Raw genomic sequence first — 14,979 nt, 5'->3', positions numbered from 1 at the left:
GCGCCGTTGCAGCGCGCCCGTGGGAGTGCCCTCGGGCACGACCGCGGAGACCCGCCGCTGCCGCGGCCCATCGCCGTTCCGCGACGCCGCGGTCCGCTGCACGTAACGCGGCAGCCCGGAAGCCTCGGCCTGCCTTCGCGTCTTGTGTCCTTCGCGGATCGTTCCTGCTCGTGATCGTGATTCCCGCCGCCGTGCCGCGACGGCAACGCCGTTCGAACGCTGCGTGCGGTGCGGCCAGCCGCACCCTATGCGTTGTCGGCGCCGTTGCAGCGCGCCTGTGGGAGTGCCCTCGGGCGCGACCGCGGAGACTGGCCGTTGCCGGGGTGCATGGCAGTCCTGCGACGCCGCGGTGCGCGGTGCGCGCGCCCAATCCGAACACCCTCCGGCCCCTTCGCGATCTTCGCGTCCTTCGCGGGCCGCCTTCGCTCTTGATCGAGAGACTCGTCCGACACCCCGCCGCGACGGACTGCCACGGCAACGCCGTTAACACGGTACGTTCGGTGCGGCCAGCCGCACCCTATGGAGTGGGGCACCCGATGGTTCGGACTACAGTCCCGCCTGCTCGCGCTCGGCCGCGACGCGCTCGCGCATCTGCGCCAGCAGCTCGGCGAAACGGGGTGTTTTTCGCAGGGCAGCGAAGCGCGGGTCGGCGGCGGCCTGGCGGGCATCGCTGAAGCCCGCCGCTACCGCGCGCTCCAAAGCCAGCATGGCCGGGTCGGACTCACCGCACAGCGAGAGCGCGGCCGCAGCCGCGACCTGGCCCTTGGTCGAGCCGCTGCCGAGCTGCTGCCAGCGCGCAGCTTCCTCGCACCAGCGTGCGCTGTCACTGGCGCCGTCGCCGCCGAGGGCGGCCAGCAGGGACGTGATTTCGAAGTGCTGTGGATCGGCGCCGCCCGGCTGGTCGGCCAGGCCCTGCAGTTGTCGCCGCGCCGCCTCGCGCTCGCCGCTGACCAGCGCCGCCCAGGCCGACAGCAGGCGCAGGAAGCGGGCTTCCTCGCCGCGTTCGGCCTCGAGCCCGGCCAGGCCTTCGCGTACTTCGGGGAGCCATCGGGGCGGATCGGCATAGAGGGCGGTCCACTGGCGGGCGGCCAGCCGCCGCAGGCTGCCCTGGGGCAGGGCCGCCAGCAGCTGTTCGGCCCGATCCGCGGCGCCCAGCAGGAGCAGCACATGGATCCGGGTCTCGAGCGTGGCCGGCGCGCCCGGATCGCTGGCTTCGGCGCGCTCGGCCAGCTCCCAGGCGCGGGCCAGCTGGCCGCGCTGCAGGGCGATATCTGCGGCGGTGCGCAGCAGGGGCGTGCTCTCGGGGGTCACTGCCAGCAGCCGCTGCAGCACGGCCTCGGCCTCTTCGAAGCGTCCGTGCAGGGCCAGCGACTGGGCCAGGTTGCCGCCGATGATCGGCTCCAGCGGATTCAGCGCCTGGGCCTGGCGCAGCACGTCGAGCTGGGCGTCGAAGCGGCCGCCCCTGCCGAGCACGTCGGCCAGCCACATCGGTGCCATCTCGTAGCGCGGGTCGAGGCGCATGGCCTCGCGCAGGCTGCGCTCGGCGGCCTCGAGCTGGCCAGCGATGCTGCGCAGCAGGCCGAGGCTGGCCCAGGCCTCGCCCAGGTCCGGGGCCAGGCTGACCGCGCGCACCGCTGCCGGCTCGGCCAGGGCCAGGGCCTCCTGCACCGGGCGGAATCCGTAGTTGGCCTGCAGCAGATAGGCATCGGCCAGGCCCGACCAGGCCCGGGCGAACTCCGCATCGCGTTCCACCGCCTCGCGGAACAGCTCGATCGCCGCGGCAAGACCTGCCGCGGTGCGCAGCCGCCACTGCTGCCGACCGGCGAGAAAGGCCTGCAGCGCCGCGGGATCGCTCGACAGGGCGCGCGAATCCTCCACTGCCGCCAAGGCTTCTCCACCGATCAGCCCGTTGAGCGTGGCGGCGATCGCCTCGCTGACCTCGTCCTGCAGGGCGAACAGATCGCCATCATCGCGCTCGTAGGTCTGCGACCACTGGTGGAATCCGCTGCGCGTATCGATCAGCTGGGCGGTGATCCGCAGGCGGCTGCCGGCCTTGCGCACCGAGCCCTCCAGCAGCCAGCGCACGCCGAGGGTCTCGCCCATCTGTCGCGCGTCGAGGCCCTGCGCGCGCAGGGCGAACGAGCTGGTGCGCGCGGCCACGCGCAGGGCGCGGTTCTGGGCGAGGCGGTCGAGCAGCTCCTCGGCGATGCCCTCGGCCAGATAGCTCTGGTCGCGCTCGGCGCTCATGTCGTCGAAGGGCAGCACGGCGACCGAGTTGTCCGGGGCGTCGTGGGCGGCGGTGGATGCGGCGGCGCCGGCGTCCTCGCGCTCGTAGATGCCGACCAGCCACAGGCCGAGCCCGGCGGTGGTCAACAGCACCAGCAGCATGGCGAACACCGCGCCGGCGCGCTGGGCGCGGTTGCGGTCGCGGGTCATCCCGCGGGGCCCCAGGTCGAAGTACCAGGACACCACCAGGACCAGCGGAAAGCCGAGGATGGCGGCGAGGATGGTCCAGGTCAGTGCGCGCGGTGGCAGGCCGAGCGGCTCGAAGGTGATCTCGGCCAGCTGCAGGACGACGAAGGCGGTGACCGCATAGGCGCCCGCCGCCCGGACTACCTTGCGCCGACGCAGCTCGGTCCAGGCATCGCTGAGCAGGGAAGGAGAGGCTGGCCGGTTCACGCGAGGTCGATCGGGGAGTGCGCGCCTACCTTACCCGTGGGCCGGAAAGCTGCCCAGCGCCAGAAGGCAGGGTGTCCGCGACCTGTGCCGGCCGTGCCCGGGCGGGCTCGGGGTAGACTCCTGGCTCCCCCCGCCCGGAGCCTGTCATGTCGCGACTGCTGGTTTTGTTGTGCCTGATCGCCCCTGTCCTGGTGCAGGCGGAGACGCCCACCGAGGTCCTCAAACGGCTGTTTGCCGATGAATGGGAGCGTGGCCTGCGCGAGGACCCGCTGTCAGCCTCCTACTACGGGGACAAGCGCTTCGCCGATCAGCTGCCGGACCTCAGTCCCGACGCCATCGCCGCCAGTCAGGCGGTCGACCGCGCCGCGCTGGCCAGGCTGGAGGCCATCGACGCCTCCGAGCTGTCCGATGCCGATCGCCTGAACCACGAGGTGTTCGGCTGGCAGCTGCGCCAGCAGATCGCCGGCCAGCGCTTCCGTCGCCACCTCGCGCCGATCAACCAGCGCGGCGGCATCCAGACCTTCGTCAACATCCTGGAGCAGATCCCGCCACGCACCGTGCAGGACTACGAGAACTGGATCGCCCGGCTGCGCGCCTTCGATACCTATGCCGCGCAGACCCAGGCGCTGATGGCCGAGGGCATCCGGGAAAAGGTCACCCCGCCGCGGGTGGTGATGCAGCGCGTCTCCGGCCAACTCAAGGCGCAGGCGGTCCACAAGGTCGAGGACTCGTCCTTCTGGAAGGTTTTCGCCGGGATGCCCGAGTCGATTCCCGAGGCCGATCGCCAGCGCCTGCGCGCCGCCGGCCGCCAGGCCATCGCCGAATCGGTGCTGCCTGCCTACCGCAGGCTGAGCAGCTTCTTCGACGAGCAGTACCTGCCGGCCTGCAGCGAGAGCATCGCCGCCACCGACCAGCCCCAGGGCGAGGACTACTACGCCTGGGTGGCCGGTTTCTTCACCACCACCGAGCTGAGCCCCGATGCGATCCATGCCATCGGCCTGAAGGAGGTCGCGCGGATCCGCGCCGAGATGGAGCAGGTGAAACAGGAGGTGAAGTTCGAGGGCGACCTCGGCGCCTTCTTCGAGCACCTGCGCAGCGATCCCAAGTTCTACTACGAAAGCCCCGAGGCCCTGCTGGAAGGCTATCGGGCGATCTCCAAGCGGATCGATCCGGAGCTGGTCAAGGTGTTCCGGAAGCTGCCGCGCATGCCCTACGGCGTGCGTCCGATCCCCGACAACATCGCCCCGGACACCACCACCGCCTACTACCAGCCGGGCGCCACCGACGGCTCGCGGGCCGGCTTCTACTACGTGAACCTGTATAAGCCCGAGGTGCGGCCGAAGTGGGAGATGATGGCCCTGTCCCTGCACGAGGCGGTGCCCGGCCATCACTTCCAGTTCGCCCTGGGCCTTGAGCTGCCCGAGCAGCCGATGTTCCGCAAGGTCGCCTACATCGTTGCCTACGGCGAGGGCTGGGCGCTCTACGCCGAGCGCCTCGGCTACGAGATGGGCCTCTACGGCGACCCCTACGACCGCATGGGCCAGCTGGCCTATGACATGTGGCGCGCGGTGCGCCTGGTGGTCGACACCGGCATGCATGCCAAGGGCTGGAGCCGGCAGCAGGCGATCGACTATTTCCTCGCCAACGCGCCCAAGACCCGCCAGGACGTGATCAACGAGATCGATCGTTACATCGCCTGGCCGGGCCAGGCCCTGGCCTACAAGATCGGCCAGCTGCGCATCTCCGAGCTGCGCGCCCGCGCCGAGAAGGCGCTGGGCGAGAAGTTCGACCTGCGCGACTTCAATGACGCCGTGCTGGCCACCGGTTCGGTGCCGCTGGCCGTGCTCGAGCAGCATATGGAGCGCTGGATCGCCCGCCAGCAGGGGGGGGAATGAAGCTCAGCATCGGTGCCGGCGAGCGGCGTATCGAGGGCTTCCTCAGCGTCGACATCGATGCCGCCCTCCATCCCGATATCGTCGCCGATATCGGCCGGCCCCTGGACCTGCCCGATGCCAGCGTCGAATGCCTGTTCTGCGAGGAGGTGATCTCTCAGATCGCCCCCGAGGCCTGCCTCGGCTTCTTTCGCGAGTGCCGGCGCATCCTGCAGCCGGGCGGGGTGGTGCGCATCCTGACCCCGGACCTTGCGCGCTTCACCCGCGCCTACCTCGAACGCCCCGACTGGCTGCGCGAGATCTGGCACCGTCACGTCGGCCTGCCCCTGCTCTGCGACACCGCCGCCGAGGTCCTGAACCTCGGCCTGCGCGGGGTCGGCCCCTTCGTCTACGACCGCGCCACCCTGCGCTGCCTGGCCAACAGCGCCGGACTCGTCCTGCATGAGTCGGCCTTCAACGAGTCCCTGCATCCGGCGATGCGCGGTCTCGACATGCGCGGCCCGGAGGAGACCCTGACCATGTACCTGGAGCTGACCGTCGCCTGAGCCCCGGCTTGCGGCAGCGGCCGCGGGCGCGTACCATTTCGCGCCCCGCGTCCTGCGGGTCACTTGCCTTACCGCATCCCGCGGAAGGCTGCCGGTTCCGGAAACGGCCCGGTATCCACAAGGAGAGAAGCAATGCGTCATTACGAAGTCGTGTTCATGGTCCATCCGGACCAGAGCGAGCAGGTCCCCGCCATGATCGAGCGCTACAAGTCGCTGATCGAGGGCGGCGAGGGCGTGATCCACCGTCTGGAAGACTGGGGCCGCCGCCAGCTGGCCTATCCGATCCAGAACCTGGTCAAGGCCCATTACGTGATGTTCAACATCGAGTGCCCCCAGGCCGTGCTGAACGAGCTGGTCTCCGGCTTCCGCTTCAACGACGCGGTGCTGCGCCACATGGTGATCAGCTGCGACGAGGCGGTCACCGAGATGAGCCACATCATGAAGGCCAAGGACGAGAAGCCGGAGCGTCGCCGTCGTGACGACGACAGCAGCAGCGACTCCAGCGACAGCAACGACAGCAGCAGCAACAGCAGCAACGACGAAGCTGCCTGAGTCCTGTCCGACCGCTCACTCTAGGAAACCGACATGTCCAAGTTCTTCCGCCGCCGCAAGTTCTGCAAGTTCACCGCCGAGGGCGTGACCGAGATCGACTACAAGGATCTCAACACCCTCCGCCAGTACGTGACCGAGACCGGCAAGATCGTCCCGAGCCGCATCACCGGCACCAAGTCGAAGTACCAGCGCCAGCTCGCGACCGCCATCAAGCGCGCCCGCTACCTGGCCCTGCTGCCGTACTGCGACAATCACTGAGTAGGGCCTAGGGACTAGAGGCTAGGGCTCAGGAAAGCAGGGCGAGGCGAACGCAAGGCCTTGCTGTCATGCCCCAAGCTGCATTCTGAGCCCTGAGCCCTGAGCCCTGAGCCCTGAGCCCTGAGCCCTCATCCCCAAACATCCCGTCCGTTCGGACAGCACCCGTTGCGGCGCACAGCGTCGCTAACGAACCGGAGTACATGAAATGGAACTGATCCTTCTGCAGAAGGTGACCAACCTCGGTGGCCTCGGCGACAAGGTCAAGGTCAAGCCCGGCTACGGCCGTAACTTCCTGGTCCCGCAGGGCAAGGCCGTGCCGGCCACCGCCGCCAACGTCGAGGCTTTCGAGCAGCGCCGCGCCGAGTACGAGGCCAAGGCCAAGGCCCAGCTGGACGGGGCCGAAGGCCGCAAGGCGCGCCTGGAAGGCCAGATGGTGACCATCGCCGCCAACGCTTCGACCGAAGGCAAGCTGTTCGGCTCGGTCGGCCCGCGCGACATCGCCGAGGCCTTCACCGCCGCCGGCTTCGAGCTGAACAAGAGCGAAGTCGTCATGGGCGAGGGCCCGATCCGCAAGACCGGCGAGTTCGAGGTGCTGATCCACCTGCACGCCGACGTCGAGCTGACCGTCAAGGTCGAGGTCGTCCCGGAGTCCTGATCTCGCCTCTCCGGCGTGATCCACGAGGGCGCCTTCGGGCGCCTTCGTCGTTCCAGGGGACGGTACCGGCCGGATGCCGGCGGCGTCTCAGCCGCTGAGACGGCAAGGGCGTAGGACTTGCCTCCATCCCGAACAGCGAGGGGCCGCGTGTCACGGCGCGAGCGTCCGGCGATCCCCCGAGCCCGGCGCGACTTTCCACCACCTATCCACAGACTTGTGCGCAACGCATGGGGGCCTCGCGGCGCTAGGATGATCGACTTCGTCGTTGCCTCCCCCCCAAGGAGTTCCACCGCACATGGCAGCCGTCTTTCCCTCCAAGCCCCGTCCCGAGCGCGACGCCCGCATCGATGCGCTGCGCGTGCCGCCGAACTCGGTGGAGGCGGAGCAGGCTGTGCTGGGCGGGCTGATGCTCAACGAGCGGGCCTGGGACCAGATCGCCGACAAGCTGGTCGAGGAGGACTTCTACCGTCGCGACCACCAGCTGATCTTCCGCGCCATCGGCACCCTCGCCGGTGACCAGCAGCCCTGCGATGCGGTGACCCTCGGCGAGTACTTCGACCGCCACGGACTGTCCGAGCAGGTCGGCGGGGCCGGCTACATCATCGAGCTGGCCAGCACCACGCCGAGCGCGGCAAACATCGTCGCCTACGCCGAGATCGTCCGCGAGAAGTCGGTGCTTCGCCAGCTGATCGACGTCGGCACGCAGATCGCCAACGACGGCTTCCAGCCCGAAGGCCGTGCCTCGCGCGAGCTGCTGGAGTCGGCCGAGAAGTCGGTGTTCGAGATCGCCGAAGCCGGCGCCCGCGGCAAGAAGCAGTTCGTGGCGATGAAGAGTGCGGTGAAGGACGCCTTCCGCATCCTCCAGGAGCGCTACGAGAACCAGGGACAGGTCACCGGCGTGCCGACCGGCTTCAACGACTTCGACGCCCGCACCACCGGGCTGCAGCCCTCCGACCTGATCATCCTTGCCGCGCGCCCCTCGATGGGCAAGACCGCGCTGGCGTTGAACATGGCCGAATTCGCCGCGCTCAAGACCAAGCGCGCGGTGGCCGTCTTCTCGATGGAAATGTCCGCCTCGCAGCTGGCCTTCCGCCTGATCTCCTCGCTCGGCCGGGTCAACGCGCAGTCGCTGCGCACCGGCCAGCTGGAGGACGAGGACTGGTCGCGGGTCAGCCACGCCATCACCCTCTTGGCCGAGGCGAAGATATTCATCGATGACACCCCGGCCCTGTCGCCCACCGAGCTGCGCTCGCGCGCGCGCCGTCTGGCCCGTGAGCACGGCGGCTTGTCGCTGATCGTGATCGACTACCTGCAGCTGATGCAGGTCCCCGGCAACAAGGAGAACCGCGCCACCGAGATCGCCGAGATCTCGCGCTCGCTGAAGGCGCTGGCCAAGGAGCTGAGCTGCCCGGTCATCGCCCTGTCCCAGCTCAACCGCTCGCTGGAGCAGCGCACCGACAAGCGTCCGGTGATGTCGGATCTCCGCGAGTCGGGCGGTATCGAGCAGGACGCCGACGTCATCGTCTTCATCTACCGCGACGAGTACTACAACCAGGACTCGCCCGACAAGGGCCTGGCCGAGATCATTATCGGCAAGCAGCGTAACGGCCCTACCGGGACCATCAAGCTGGTCTTCAATGGCCAGTTCACCCGCTTCGACAACTACGCCTCCGAGTCCTACAGCGGCAGTTTCGAGTAGCCCTGCCTCGGCCGGAGGAGCCGCTGGATCGGGCGCTGCGCAGTCCGGCTGCGGCAGGCACCCAGCGCGAAGACGCGGTCGCCAGGGATGGGGGTCGCGGACACCGACCGCTCGCAGTCCAATGATGGGGCGACAGGCAGGGGTCGACCCAGAACGTGCGTTCGGTGGTGTGTAGTTTGGGGGCAAAGTTCGCATTCGCCCCGGTCCCGCTGTAGGAGCCAGCTTGCTGGCGATAGGCGCCCCGGATGGGACGATCGCCAGCAAGCTGGCTCCTACAGCAACGGTGCTGCCAGGTCCGGTTTGTGCCGCGAAGCAGCCCTTACCGCAGTCAAATTGTGGGAGTGCCCTCGGGCGCGACCGCGGAGACCCGCTCTGGCCGCAGTCTGTGGTGAATCTGGAGCGCTGCGGTGGCGCCCAAGGGCACTCCCACAGTCGGGCACCGTTGGGGGTCGGCGAAGGCCTATAGGGTGTGCCTTGGCGCACCGATACGGGCGTTCGGACGGTACGCCCGGTGCGGCAAGCCGCACCCTATGAATGTCTGCTTCGCGCCCGGAGTTCGCCTCTGCGAACGCGCGCTCGCGGCCGGAATCGTTCCCTCCGACGTGCGGATCCGCCAACTGGGGGCAGAGCGAGAGCACCACCGATGTCCACGGCGTCGGCAAAGGGGTGTCCACCCCTCGCCGCAGCCGTTGGCCAACAGCGACCGTAAAGGGGGGCACGTTCAAGCGTGATCCGCAGGGCGCAAACCGGCCGCTCATGGGCGGCGGCTTGGCCACATCGGGCGTGCCGTCCGAATAACCGTATCGCTGCGCCCGAGGCGCACCCTGCGCGGCAATCACCGAATGACCGATGTGTGCCCTGTACGCGGGTTGCTCCTTCGTCCAGGACGATCGAGAGGAAGTCCCGTCGCCGGGCTGCGTGCGGTGCCTTGCCTTGGCGGATGGGGTAGGCGGTTTGGCGCAGGGCGGCGGGGGGCCTACACTCTCGCGCCCCCGGCCGGCCCGGGCGGATGACAGGATGCGCAGGCCATGGCCAAGACGAAGACGACTTATTACTGCAGCGAATGCGGGGCCAGCGCCACGAAGTGGGCGGGGCAGTGCGGCGAGTGCGGGGCCTGGAACAGCCTGACCGAGGCGCCGGCCGAGCGCGGCGGCGCTGGCGGGCGGAGCGTGGGTTGGGCAGGCGCCGCATCGAGCGCCGAAGTCACGCCGCTGGCCAGCGTTTCACAGGCCGAAGAAGTGCGCATGGGCGTCGGTATCGCGGAGCTGGACCGCGTGCTCGGCGGTGGGCTGGTACAGGGCTCGGTGGTCCTGGTCGGAGGAGACCCCGGGATCGGCAAGTCGACCCTGTTGCTGCAGGCGCTGGCCATGCTGGCGCCGACCTGCCCGGGTCTCTACGTCACCGGCGAGGAGAGCCTGGGCCAGGTCGCCGGACGTGCGACGCGCCTGGGGCTGCCACTGGACGGTCTGCAGGCACTGGCCGAGACCTGCATCGAACGCATTCTCGACAAGGCCTCGCGGGTGCGGCCGCGGGTGATCATCGCCGACTCCATCCAGACCCTGTGGAGCGAGCAGCTGCAGGCGGCGCCCGGCTCGGTGAGCCAGGTCCGCGAGAGCGCGGCGCGGCTGGTGCGCTTTGCCAAGGAGACCGGAACCAGCGTGTTCCTGGTCGGCCACGTGACGAAGGAAGGCGGCATCGCCGGCCCGCGCGTGCTGGAACACATGGTGGACGCGGTGCTCTATTTCGAGGGCGAGTCGGGCAGTCGCTTCCGCGTCCTGCGGGCGTTCAAGAACCGCTTCGGCGCGGTCAATGAGCTGGGCGTGTTCGCGATGTCGGACAAGGGCCTGCGCGAGGTGCCCAATCCCTCGGCGATCTTCCTGTCGGGCTCCAGCCATGGCCCCGGCAGCGCGATCATGGTGACCCGCGAGGGCACCCGTCCCCTGCTGGTCGAGGTCCAGGCCCTGGTCGACCAGAGCCCGCTGTCCAACCCCCGCCGGGTAACCCTTGGCCTGGAGTCCAATCGCCTCGCCATGCTGCTGGCCGTGCTGCATCGCCACGGCGGCGTCGGCGTGTTCGACCAGGACGTGTTCTGCAACGTGGTCGGCGGCATCCGCGTGCAGGAGACCGCGGCCGACCTGCCGGTGCTGCTCGCTGTGGTCTCCTCGCTTCGCGACCGCGCGCTCTCCGGCAAGACGGTGTGCTTTGGAGAGGTCGGGCTGTCCGGCGAGATCCGCCCGGTCCCCAACGGCGAGGACCGCCTCAAGGAGGCTGCCACCCACGGCTTCGAGCGGGCCATCGTTCCGCGCGGCAATGCCGCCAAGGGCTCGCTGTCCAAGTCGATCGAGGTGATCGCGGTGGGGCGCATCGAGGAGGCGTTGGAGGCGGCCTCGGACTGAGCCATCACGCCGCAGCGGCCGGCCCGCCCGCTACAATCGGGGCGCCTGCCCCTCCCGCACCCGAGAACATGGCCCAGCGTTCCCTCTCGCCCCTGCGCCAACGCGCCGCCTTTCTCGAGGGCGTGCTTCAGTCCCTGGTCGATCCGGTCTTCGTGCTCGACCATGAAGGCCGCTACCTTGACGTCTTCGGCGCCAACGAGCGTGCCCAGTACGACAGCCCGCACTATCTGATCGGCAAGACGCTGCACGAGGTGATGCCCAAGGCGCTGGCTGACGGATTCCTCGCTGACATCCGTGGTGTGCTCGACAGTGGCGAGCCCCGTAGCAGCGAGTATCCGCTGTCTGCGCTCGACTGCGACGGAAACCCGATGGATGGTCCCGAGGGGCCGCAGTGGTTCATCGGCCGGATCGCTCCGCTGCAGGACGATGGCAACGGCCTGCGCGCCGTGACCTGGGTGGTGGTGAACATCTCCGAACGCAAGCGTCTGGAGTCCGAACTGCATCGCCTCGCCAACTGCGATGACCTCACCGGCATGGCCAACCGGCGCCAGTTCCTGATCTGGCTGGGCGAGGTGCTGAGCGCCCGCGATGCCGGCCGGCCGGGCGGCAGTTGGCAGGTCGCCATGCTCGACCTCGACCATTTCAAGCGGATCAACGACCGCTACGGACACCTGGTCGGCGACGAGCTGCTGCGGCATGTCGCCGGCGAGCTCGAGAGGCAGCTGGGTGAAGGCGCCCGGGCGGCGCGATTCGGCGGTGAGGAGTTCGCCGTACTGTTCGAGAACACGGGCCTGGATGAGGCGGTGGCAAGGCTTGACCGGCTCCGTCGCAGGCTGGGCGAGTCGCCGATGAAGCTCGGCAGCGAGCAGATTCCCTGCGACTTCAGCGCCGGCGTGTGCAGCGTCGGCGACGAGGATCGACACGCAGTCGACCTGCTGCGTCGCGTGGATTCGCTGCTCTACGAGGCCAAGGAGGCAGGACGCGGTCGCGTGCTCCAGCCGGGCTGGCGCGAGCGCCGGGGGCGAGCGCCGGCTTGAACCGGCGCAAGGCTGCACGCCTCAGCGGCTGAGCAGGACGGTCAGCTCGCGGTTCAGTACCTCGGCGTTTCCCACATTGAGTTCCACCAGCCGCTTGAGCCGGGTGAAGCTGTCGAGGTCGATCTTCTGGCAGGAGAAGGCGAGGTCGTGCTCGCGGATGCGCACCAGCTCGACGCCCATGCCGATGACCAGGCCGCCTTCCATGCGCACGTCGAGGCGGAAGCGGGTGCCGGGCTGACCGGCCCAGCCCTCGGGGATGCTGACCAGCACGCCGCGCAGGGACAGGTCGATCAGCTCGGTCTGCCACATCTGGGTACCCGAGTAGAGCCGCACGCTTCCGGCGATGGGGAAGCGCCGGAAGCGTCGACGCTCGTTGCCGTTGCCGTTCAAGCGCCGCGCCCCAGAACCAGCTCAAGAACAAACTTGCTGCCGAAGAAGGCGAGCAGCAGCAGGGCCATGGCGGCCAGCGTCAGGCGCACCGCGCGGCGGCCGCGCCAGCCCCAGCGCATGCGTCCGAAGAGCAGGGCGCCGAACACCGTCCAGGACAGTACGCTGAGCACGGTCTTGTGCACCAGGTGCTGGGCGAACAGGTCCTCGACGAAGACCGCGCCGATGGTCAGCGCCAGCGTCAGCAACAGGAAGCCGGCGGCCAGGGTGCGGAACATCAGGGCCTCGAGCTCGGTCAGCGGCGGCAGCAGCTGCAGCAGGGGATGGTCGAGCCGGCGTCGGCGCAGCAGGTGCTCCTGGCCGGCCAGCAGCACGGCCAGTGCGGCGGTGACCGCCAGCGTGGCATAGGCGAGCAGGGCGAGCAGGGCGTGCAGCCGAAGCGGCCAGTCGAGCACGTCCGGCGCGCGCGCACTGGGCAGCAGGATGAAGGCCAGCAGGGCCAGCGCGGCGAGCGGATAGACCAGGCTGCCCAGTGCCTCAAAGCGGCGGTTCCAGGCGACTCCGGTGGACAGCGCAGCCATGCCGAGGGCTACCCAGGACAGGGCGGAGAAGAAATGCAGGGGCAGCGACTGTGAGCGGTAGGCGTCCAGCGCGTGCACCGCTGCGTGCAGCAGCACGGCCAGCAGGCCGAGGCCGAGCGGCAGCGCCGCCGAGTGCTCGGGAGCGGCACGCCCCAGGCGCCACGAGGCCAGGCCATACAGGGCGATCGCGGCAATGGCGGGCAGCAGGAGCGTCATTGGCGCGGAGTGTCGCATACGCGTATGCCACCGTGCACCGGTCGGGTGGGCATCCTGCGCTATAATTTCGCGCTTCTTTTCAAGGCCCTGCAGCCATGTTCGAGTCACTGAGCCAACGTTTGTCCACCACCGTCCAGCGCCTACGCGGTCGCGGTCGCCTGACCGAAGAGAATATCCGCGAGGCCCTGCGCGAGGTGCGCGTGGCCCTGCTCGAGGCCGACGTCGCCCTGCCGGTGGTCAAGGCCCTGGTCGAGCGGATCAAGGTCCGCGCCGTCGGCCAGGAGGTGCTGAAGAGCCTGACCCCGGGCCAGGCCCTGGTGAAGGTCGTCCGCGACGAGCTGACCGCGCTGATGGGCTCGGCGGCCAGCGAGCTGAATCTCAACGTGCCGGCCCCGGCGGTGATCCTGATGGCCGGCCTGCAGGGCGCCGGCAAGACCACCACGGTCGGCAAGCTGGCCAAGCTGCTGCGCGAGCGGCGCAAGAAGAAAGTCATGGTGGTCAGCTGCGACGTCTACCGTCCCGCGGCGATCGCCCAGCTGGAGACCCTGGCCGGCCAGGTCGAGGTCCTGTTCCACCCGAGCCAGCCCGACCAGTCGCCGGTAGACATCGCCCGGGGCGCCATCGAGTCCGCCCGCAAGCAGTTCGTCGATGTGCTGCTGGTCGATACCGCCGGACGCACGACCATCGATCAGGCGATGATGGACGAGATCCGGGCCCTGCACGCGGCGATCAATCCGGTCGAGACGCTGTTCGTGGTCGACTCGATGACCGGCCAGGATGCCGCGACCACGGCGCGGGCCTTTGCTGATGCGCTGCCGCTGACCGGCGTCGTGCTGACCAAGACCGATGGCGACGCCCGCGGCGGCGCCGCGCTGTCGGTGCGCTACGTGACCGGGCGGCCGATCAAGTTCATCGGCACCGCGGAGAAGATGGATGGCCTCGACGTCTTCCACCCGGACCGCATCGCCAGCCGCATCCTCGACATGGGCGACGTGCTGTCCCTGGTCGAGGAAGTGGAGCGCAAGGTCGATCAGGAGAAGGCCGCCAAGCTCGCCGAGAAGGTGGTCAAGGGCAAGAAGTTCGACCTCAACGACATGCGCGACCAGCTCGAGCAGATGCAGAACATGGGCGGACTGAACTCCCTGCTCGACAAGCTGCCCGGCATCGGCCAGATTCCGCAGCACCTGAAGGACAAGGTCAACGACAGGGAGATCGTCCGCTCGATCGCCATCATCGGTTCGATGACCAAGAAGGAACGCCGCTTCCCCGCCACCCTCAACGGCTCCCGCCGCGCCCGCATCGCCCGCGGCTCCGGCACCACGCCGGCCGACGTCAACCGCCTGCTCAAGCAGTTCCAGCAGATGGAAAAGATGATGTCCAAGCTCAGCGGCGGCGGCATCAAGGGGATGATGCGCGGCATGAAGGGCATGCTCGGCCGCCAGGGCCCCGGTGGATTTCCGATGGGGTGAGCCGCCGCGCTTGCGGACCGCAGGTCCGCGCGGCGGCGAACGCCCGTCGCCATGCAGGGCGACGGGCCGGGCCCTACGAAGCGGTGAAACAGGAAGATTTCCTACTGGTCAGCGCTTCAGGTTTGCCTCGGTAAGTGGCGCGCGGACGAACGCCCGTCGCCATGCAGGGCGACGGGCCGGGCCCTACGAAGCGGTGAAACAGGAAGGTTTCCTACTGGTCAGCGCTTCAGGTTTGCCTCGGTAAGTGGCGCGCGGGCGAACGCCGGTCGCCATGCAGGGCGACCGGCCGGGTGCTTCGAGTAGGTGACCGCGCGGCGGCGAACCCCCGTCGCCATGCACGGCGAAAAATGCCGCGAGACGCAAAGGTGGAGTCTGGCCTGCTCGGCTGAAGCACCGGGGACCGCGGCTGGGCGGGGGGCTCAGCGCAGCAAGCTGCGCTGTACGGGAAGCGCTCGTCGCATCCGCCGCGGACCCGTAGCCCCGCTGCTGTTGTAGACACTCTGTTCCCTGTCAAGCGATTTCTTGGCTCGGGAACAGCCTGCTCCCGTCGTACTTTTCTGGGCTTTTGACGAGGGTCCAGGCAGCGGTGAGCAGCTTTCTCATGACCGCCACG

General features: G+C 69.0%; 12 protein-coding genes. 9 read left to right on the top strand and 3 right to left on the bottom strand.

The window, feature by feature from the left end; translation table 11 throughout:
• Nucleotides 1–546 precede the first annotated feature (546 nt).
• Nucleotides 547–2,679: a TPR end-of-group domain-containing protein gene (locus M0G41_RS17355; RefSeq protein WP_248211379.1), complete on the bottom strand. Its 2,133-nt coding sequence runs from the start codon at nucleotides 2,677–2,679 to the stop codon at nucleotides 547–549.
• Between the two features lie 146 nt (nucleotides 2,680–2,825).
• Between M0G41_RS17355 and M0G41_RS17350 the strand changes: the two genes are divergently transcribed.
• From M0G41_RS17350 to M0G41_RS18735, 8 genes are all read left to right on the top strand, one after another.
• Complete coding sequence (locus M0G41_RS17350) at nucleotides 2,826–4,574, top strand: DUF885 domain-containing protein (RefSeq protein WP_248211378.1); 1,749 nt, start codon at nucleotides 2,826–2,828, stop codon at nucleotides 4,572–4,574.
• On the top strand, nucleotides 4,571–5,116 hold the full coding sequence (locus tag M0G41_RS17345) for a class I SAM-dependent methyltransferase (RefSeq protein ID WP_248211377.1): 546 nt from the start codon (nucleotides 4,571–4,573) through the stop codon (nucleotides 5,114–5,116). Before M0G41_RS17350 ends, M0G41_RS17345 begins: the two co-directional genes overlap by 4 nt.
• 132 nt (nucleotides 5,117–5,248) lie before the next feature.
• Nucleotides 5,249–5,668, top strand: coding sequence for a 30S ribosomal protein S6 (gene rpsF, locus M0G41_RS17340; RefSeq protein ID WP_248211376.1), 420 nt, complete (start codon nucleotides 5,249–5,251; stop codon nucleotides 5,666–5,668).
• 33 nt (nucleotides 5,669–5,701) lie between these two features.
• A complete protein-coding gene (gene rpsR, locus M0G41_RS17335) occupies nucleotides 5,702–5,926 on the top strand; it encodes a 30S ribosomal protein S18 (protein WP_248211374.1) in 225 nt (74 codons plus the stop codon).
• A 205-nt stretch (nucleotides 5,927–6,131) separates the two neighbouring features.
• Nucleotides 6,132–6,581 carry a 50S ribosomal protein L9 gene (gene rplI / locus M0G41_RS17330; RefSeq protein ID WP_248211371.1) on the top strand — a complete coding sequence of 150 codons (450 nt, stop codon included), beginning with the start codon at nucleotides 6,132–6,134 and terminating at the stop codon, nucleotides 6,579–6,581.
• A gap of 295 nt (nucleotides 6,582–6,876) precedes the next feature.
• Nucleotides 6,877–8,280 carry a replicative DNA helicase gene (locus tag M0G41_RS17325; protein WP_248211369.1) on the top strand — a complete coding sequence of 468 codons (1,404 nt, stop codon included), beginning with the start codon at nucleotides 6,877–6,879 and terminating at the stop codon, nucleotides 8,278–8,280.
• Nucleotides 8,281–9,308: 1,028 nt separating this feature from the next.
• Nucleotides 9,309–10,676 carry a DNA repair protein RadA gene (gene radA, locus M0G41_RS17320; protein WP_248211367.1) on the top strand — a complete coding sequence of 456 codons (1,368 nt, stop codon included), beginning with the start codon at nucleotides 9,309–9,311 and terminating at the stop codon, nucleotides 10,674–10,676.
• A 68-nt stretch (nucleotides 10,677–10,744) separates the two neighbouring features.
• A complete protein-coding gene (locus M0G41_RS18735; RefSeq protein WP_282453013.1) occupies nucleotides 10,745–11,713 on the top strand; it encodes a sensor domain-containing diguanylate cyclase in 969 nt (322 codons plus the stop codon).
• A 21-nt stretch (nucleotides 11,714–11,734) separates the two neighbouring features.
• Here the strand turns inward: M0G41_RS18735 and M0G41_RS17305 are convergent, their stop codons facing one another.
• Together M0G41_RS17305 and ccsA are read right to left on the bottom strand one after the other, a co-directional pair.
• Nucleotides 11,735–12,103 (bottom strand): PilZ domain-containing protein, encoded by a 369-nt coding sequence (locus tag M0G41_RS17305; RefSeq protein WP_248211366.1) that lies wholly within the window; start codon nucleotides 12,101–12,103, stop codon nucleotides 11,735–11,737.
• The gene (gene ccsA, locus M0G41_RS17300; protein WP_248211365.1) at nucleotides 12,100–12,897 is read right to left on the bottom strand and encodes a cytochrome c biogenesis protein CcsA; all 798 of its coding nucleotides are present in this window, start codon (nucleotides 12,895–12,897) and stop codon (nucleotides 12,100–12,102) included. Before ccsA ends, M0G41_RS17305 begins: the two co-directional genes overlap by 4 nt.
• A gap of 95 nt (nucleotides 12,898–12,992) precedes the next feature.
• On the opposite strand from ccsA, the gene ffh reads away from it, so the two are divergent.
• Nucleotides 12,993–14,366, top strand: a complete 1,374-nt coding sequence (ffh, locus tag M0G41_RS17295; protein WP_248211364.1) for a signal recognition particle protein — start codon at nucleotides 12,993–12,995, stop codon at nucleotides 14,364–14,366.
• Nucleotides 14,367–14,979 lie beyond the last annotated feature (613 nt).

Origin of the sequence: Pseudomarimonas salicorniae (genome assembly GCF_023156535.1) — a bacterium.
GTDB lineage: Bacteria > Pseudomonadota > Gammaproteobacteria > Xanthomonadales > Xanthomonadaceae > Pseudomarimonas > Pseudomarimonas salicorniae.
Note: the sequence above shows the minus strand (reverse complement) of the source record. Positions and strands in the feature narration are given on the sequence as shown.

What these genes read in the sequence shown, in the direction of transcription:
- M0G41_RS17350 (WP_248211378.1), top strand. Translation starts at nt 2,826, where the DNA reads ATGTCGCGACTGCTGGTTTTGTTGTGCCTGATCGCCCCTGTCCTGGTG.
- M0G41_RS17345 (WP_248211377.1), top strand. Translation starts at nt 4,571, where the DNA reads ATGAAGCTCAGCATCGGTGCCGGCGAGCGGCGTATCGAGGGCTTCCTC.
- rpsF (WP_248211376.1), top strand. Translation starts at nt 5,249, where the DNA reads ATGCGTCATTACGAAGTCGTGTTCATGGTCCATCCGGACCAGAGCGAG.
- rpsR (WP_248211374.1), top strand. Translation starts at nt 5,702, where the DNA reads ATGTCCAAGTTCTTCCGCCGCCGCAAGTTCTGCAAGTTCACCGCCGAG.
- rplI (WP_248211371.1), top strand. Translation starts at nt 6,132, where the DNA reads ATGGAACTGATCCTTCTGCAGAAGGTGACCAACCTCGGTGGCCTCGGC.
- M0G41_RS17325 (WP_248211369.1), top strand. Translation starts at nt 6,877, where the DNA reads ATGGCAGCCGTCTTTCCCTCCAAGCCCCGTCCCGAGCGCGACGCCCGC.
- radA (WP_248211367.1), top strand. Translation starts at nt 9,309, where the DNA reads ATGGCCAAGACGAAGACGACTTATTACTGCAGCGAATGCGGGGCCAGC.
- M0G41_RS18735 (WP_282453013.1), top strand. Translation starts at nt 10,745, where the DNA reads ATGGCCCAGCGTTCCCTCTCGCCCCTGCGCCAACGCGCCGCCTTTCTC.
- ccsA (WP_248211365.1), bottom strand. Translation starts at nt 12,897, where the DNA reads ATGACGCTCCTGCTGCCCGCCATTGCCGCGATCGCCCTGTATGGCCTG.
- ffh (WP_248211364.1), top strand. Translation starts at nt 12,993, where the DNA reads ATGTTCGAGTCACTGAGCCAACGTTTGTCCACCACCGTCCAGCGCCTA.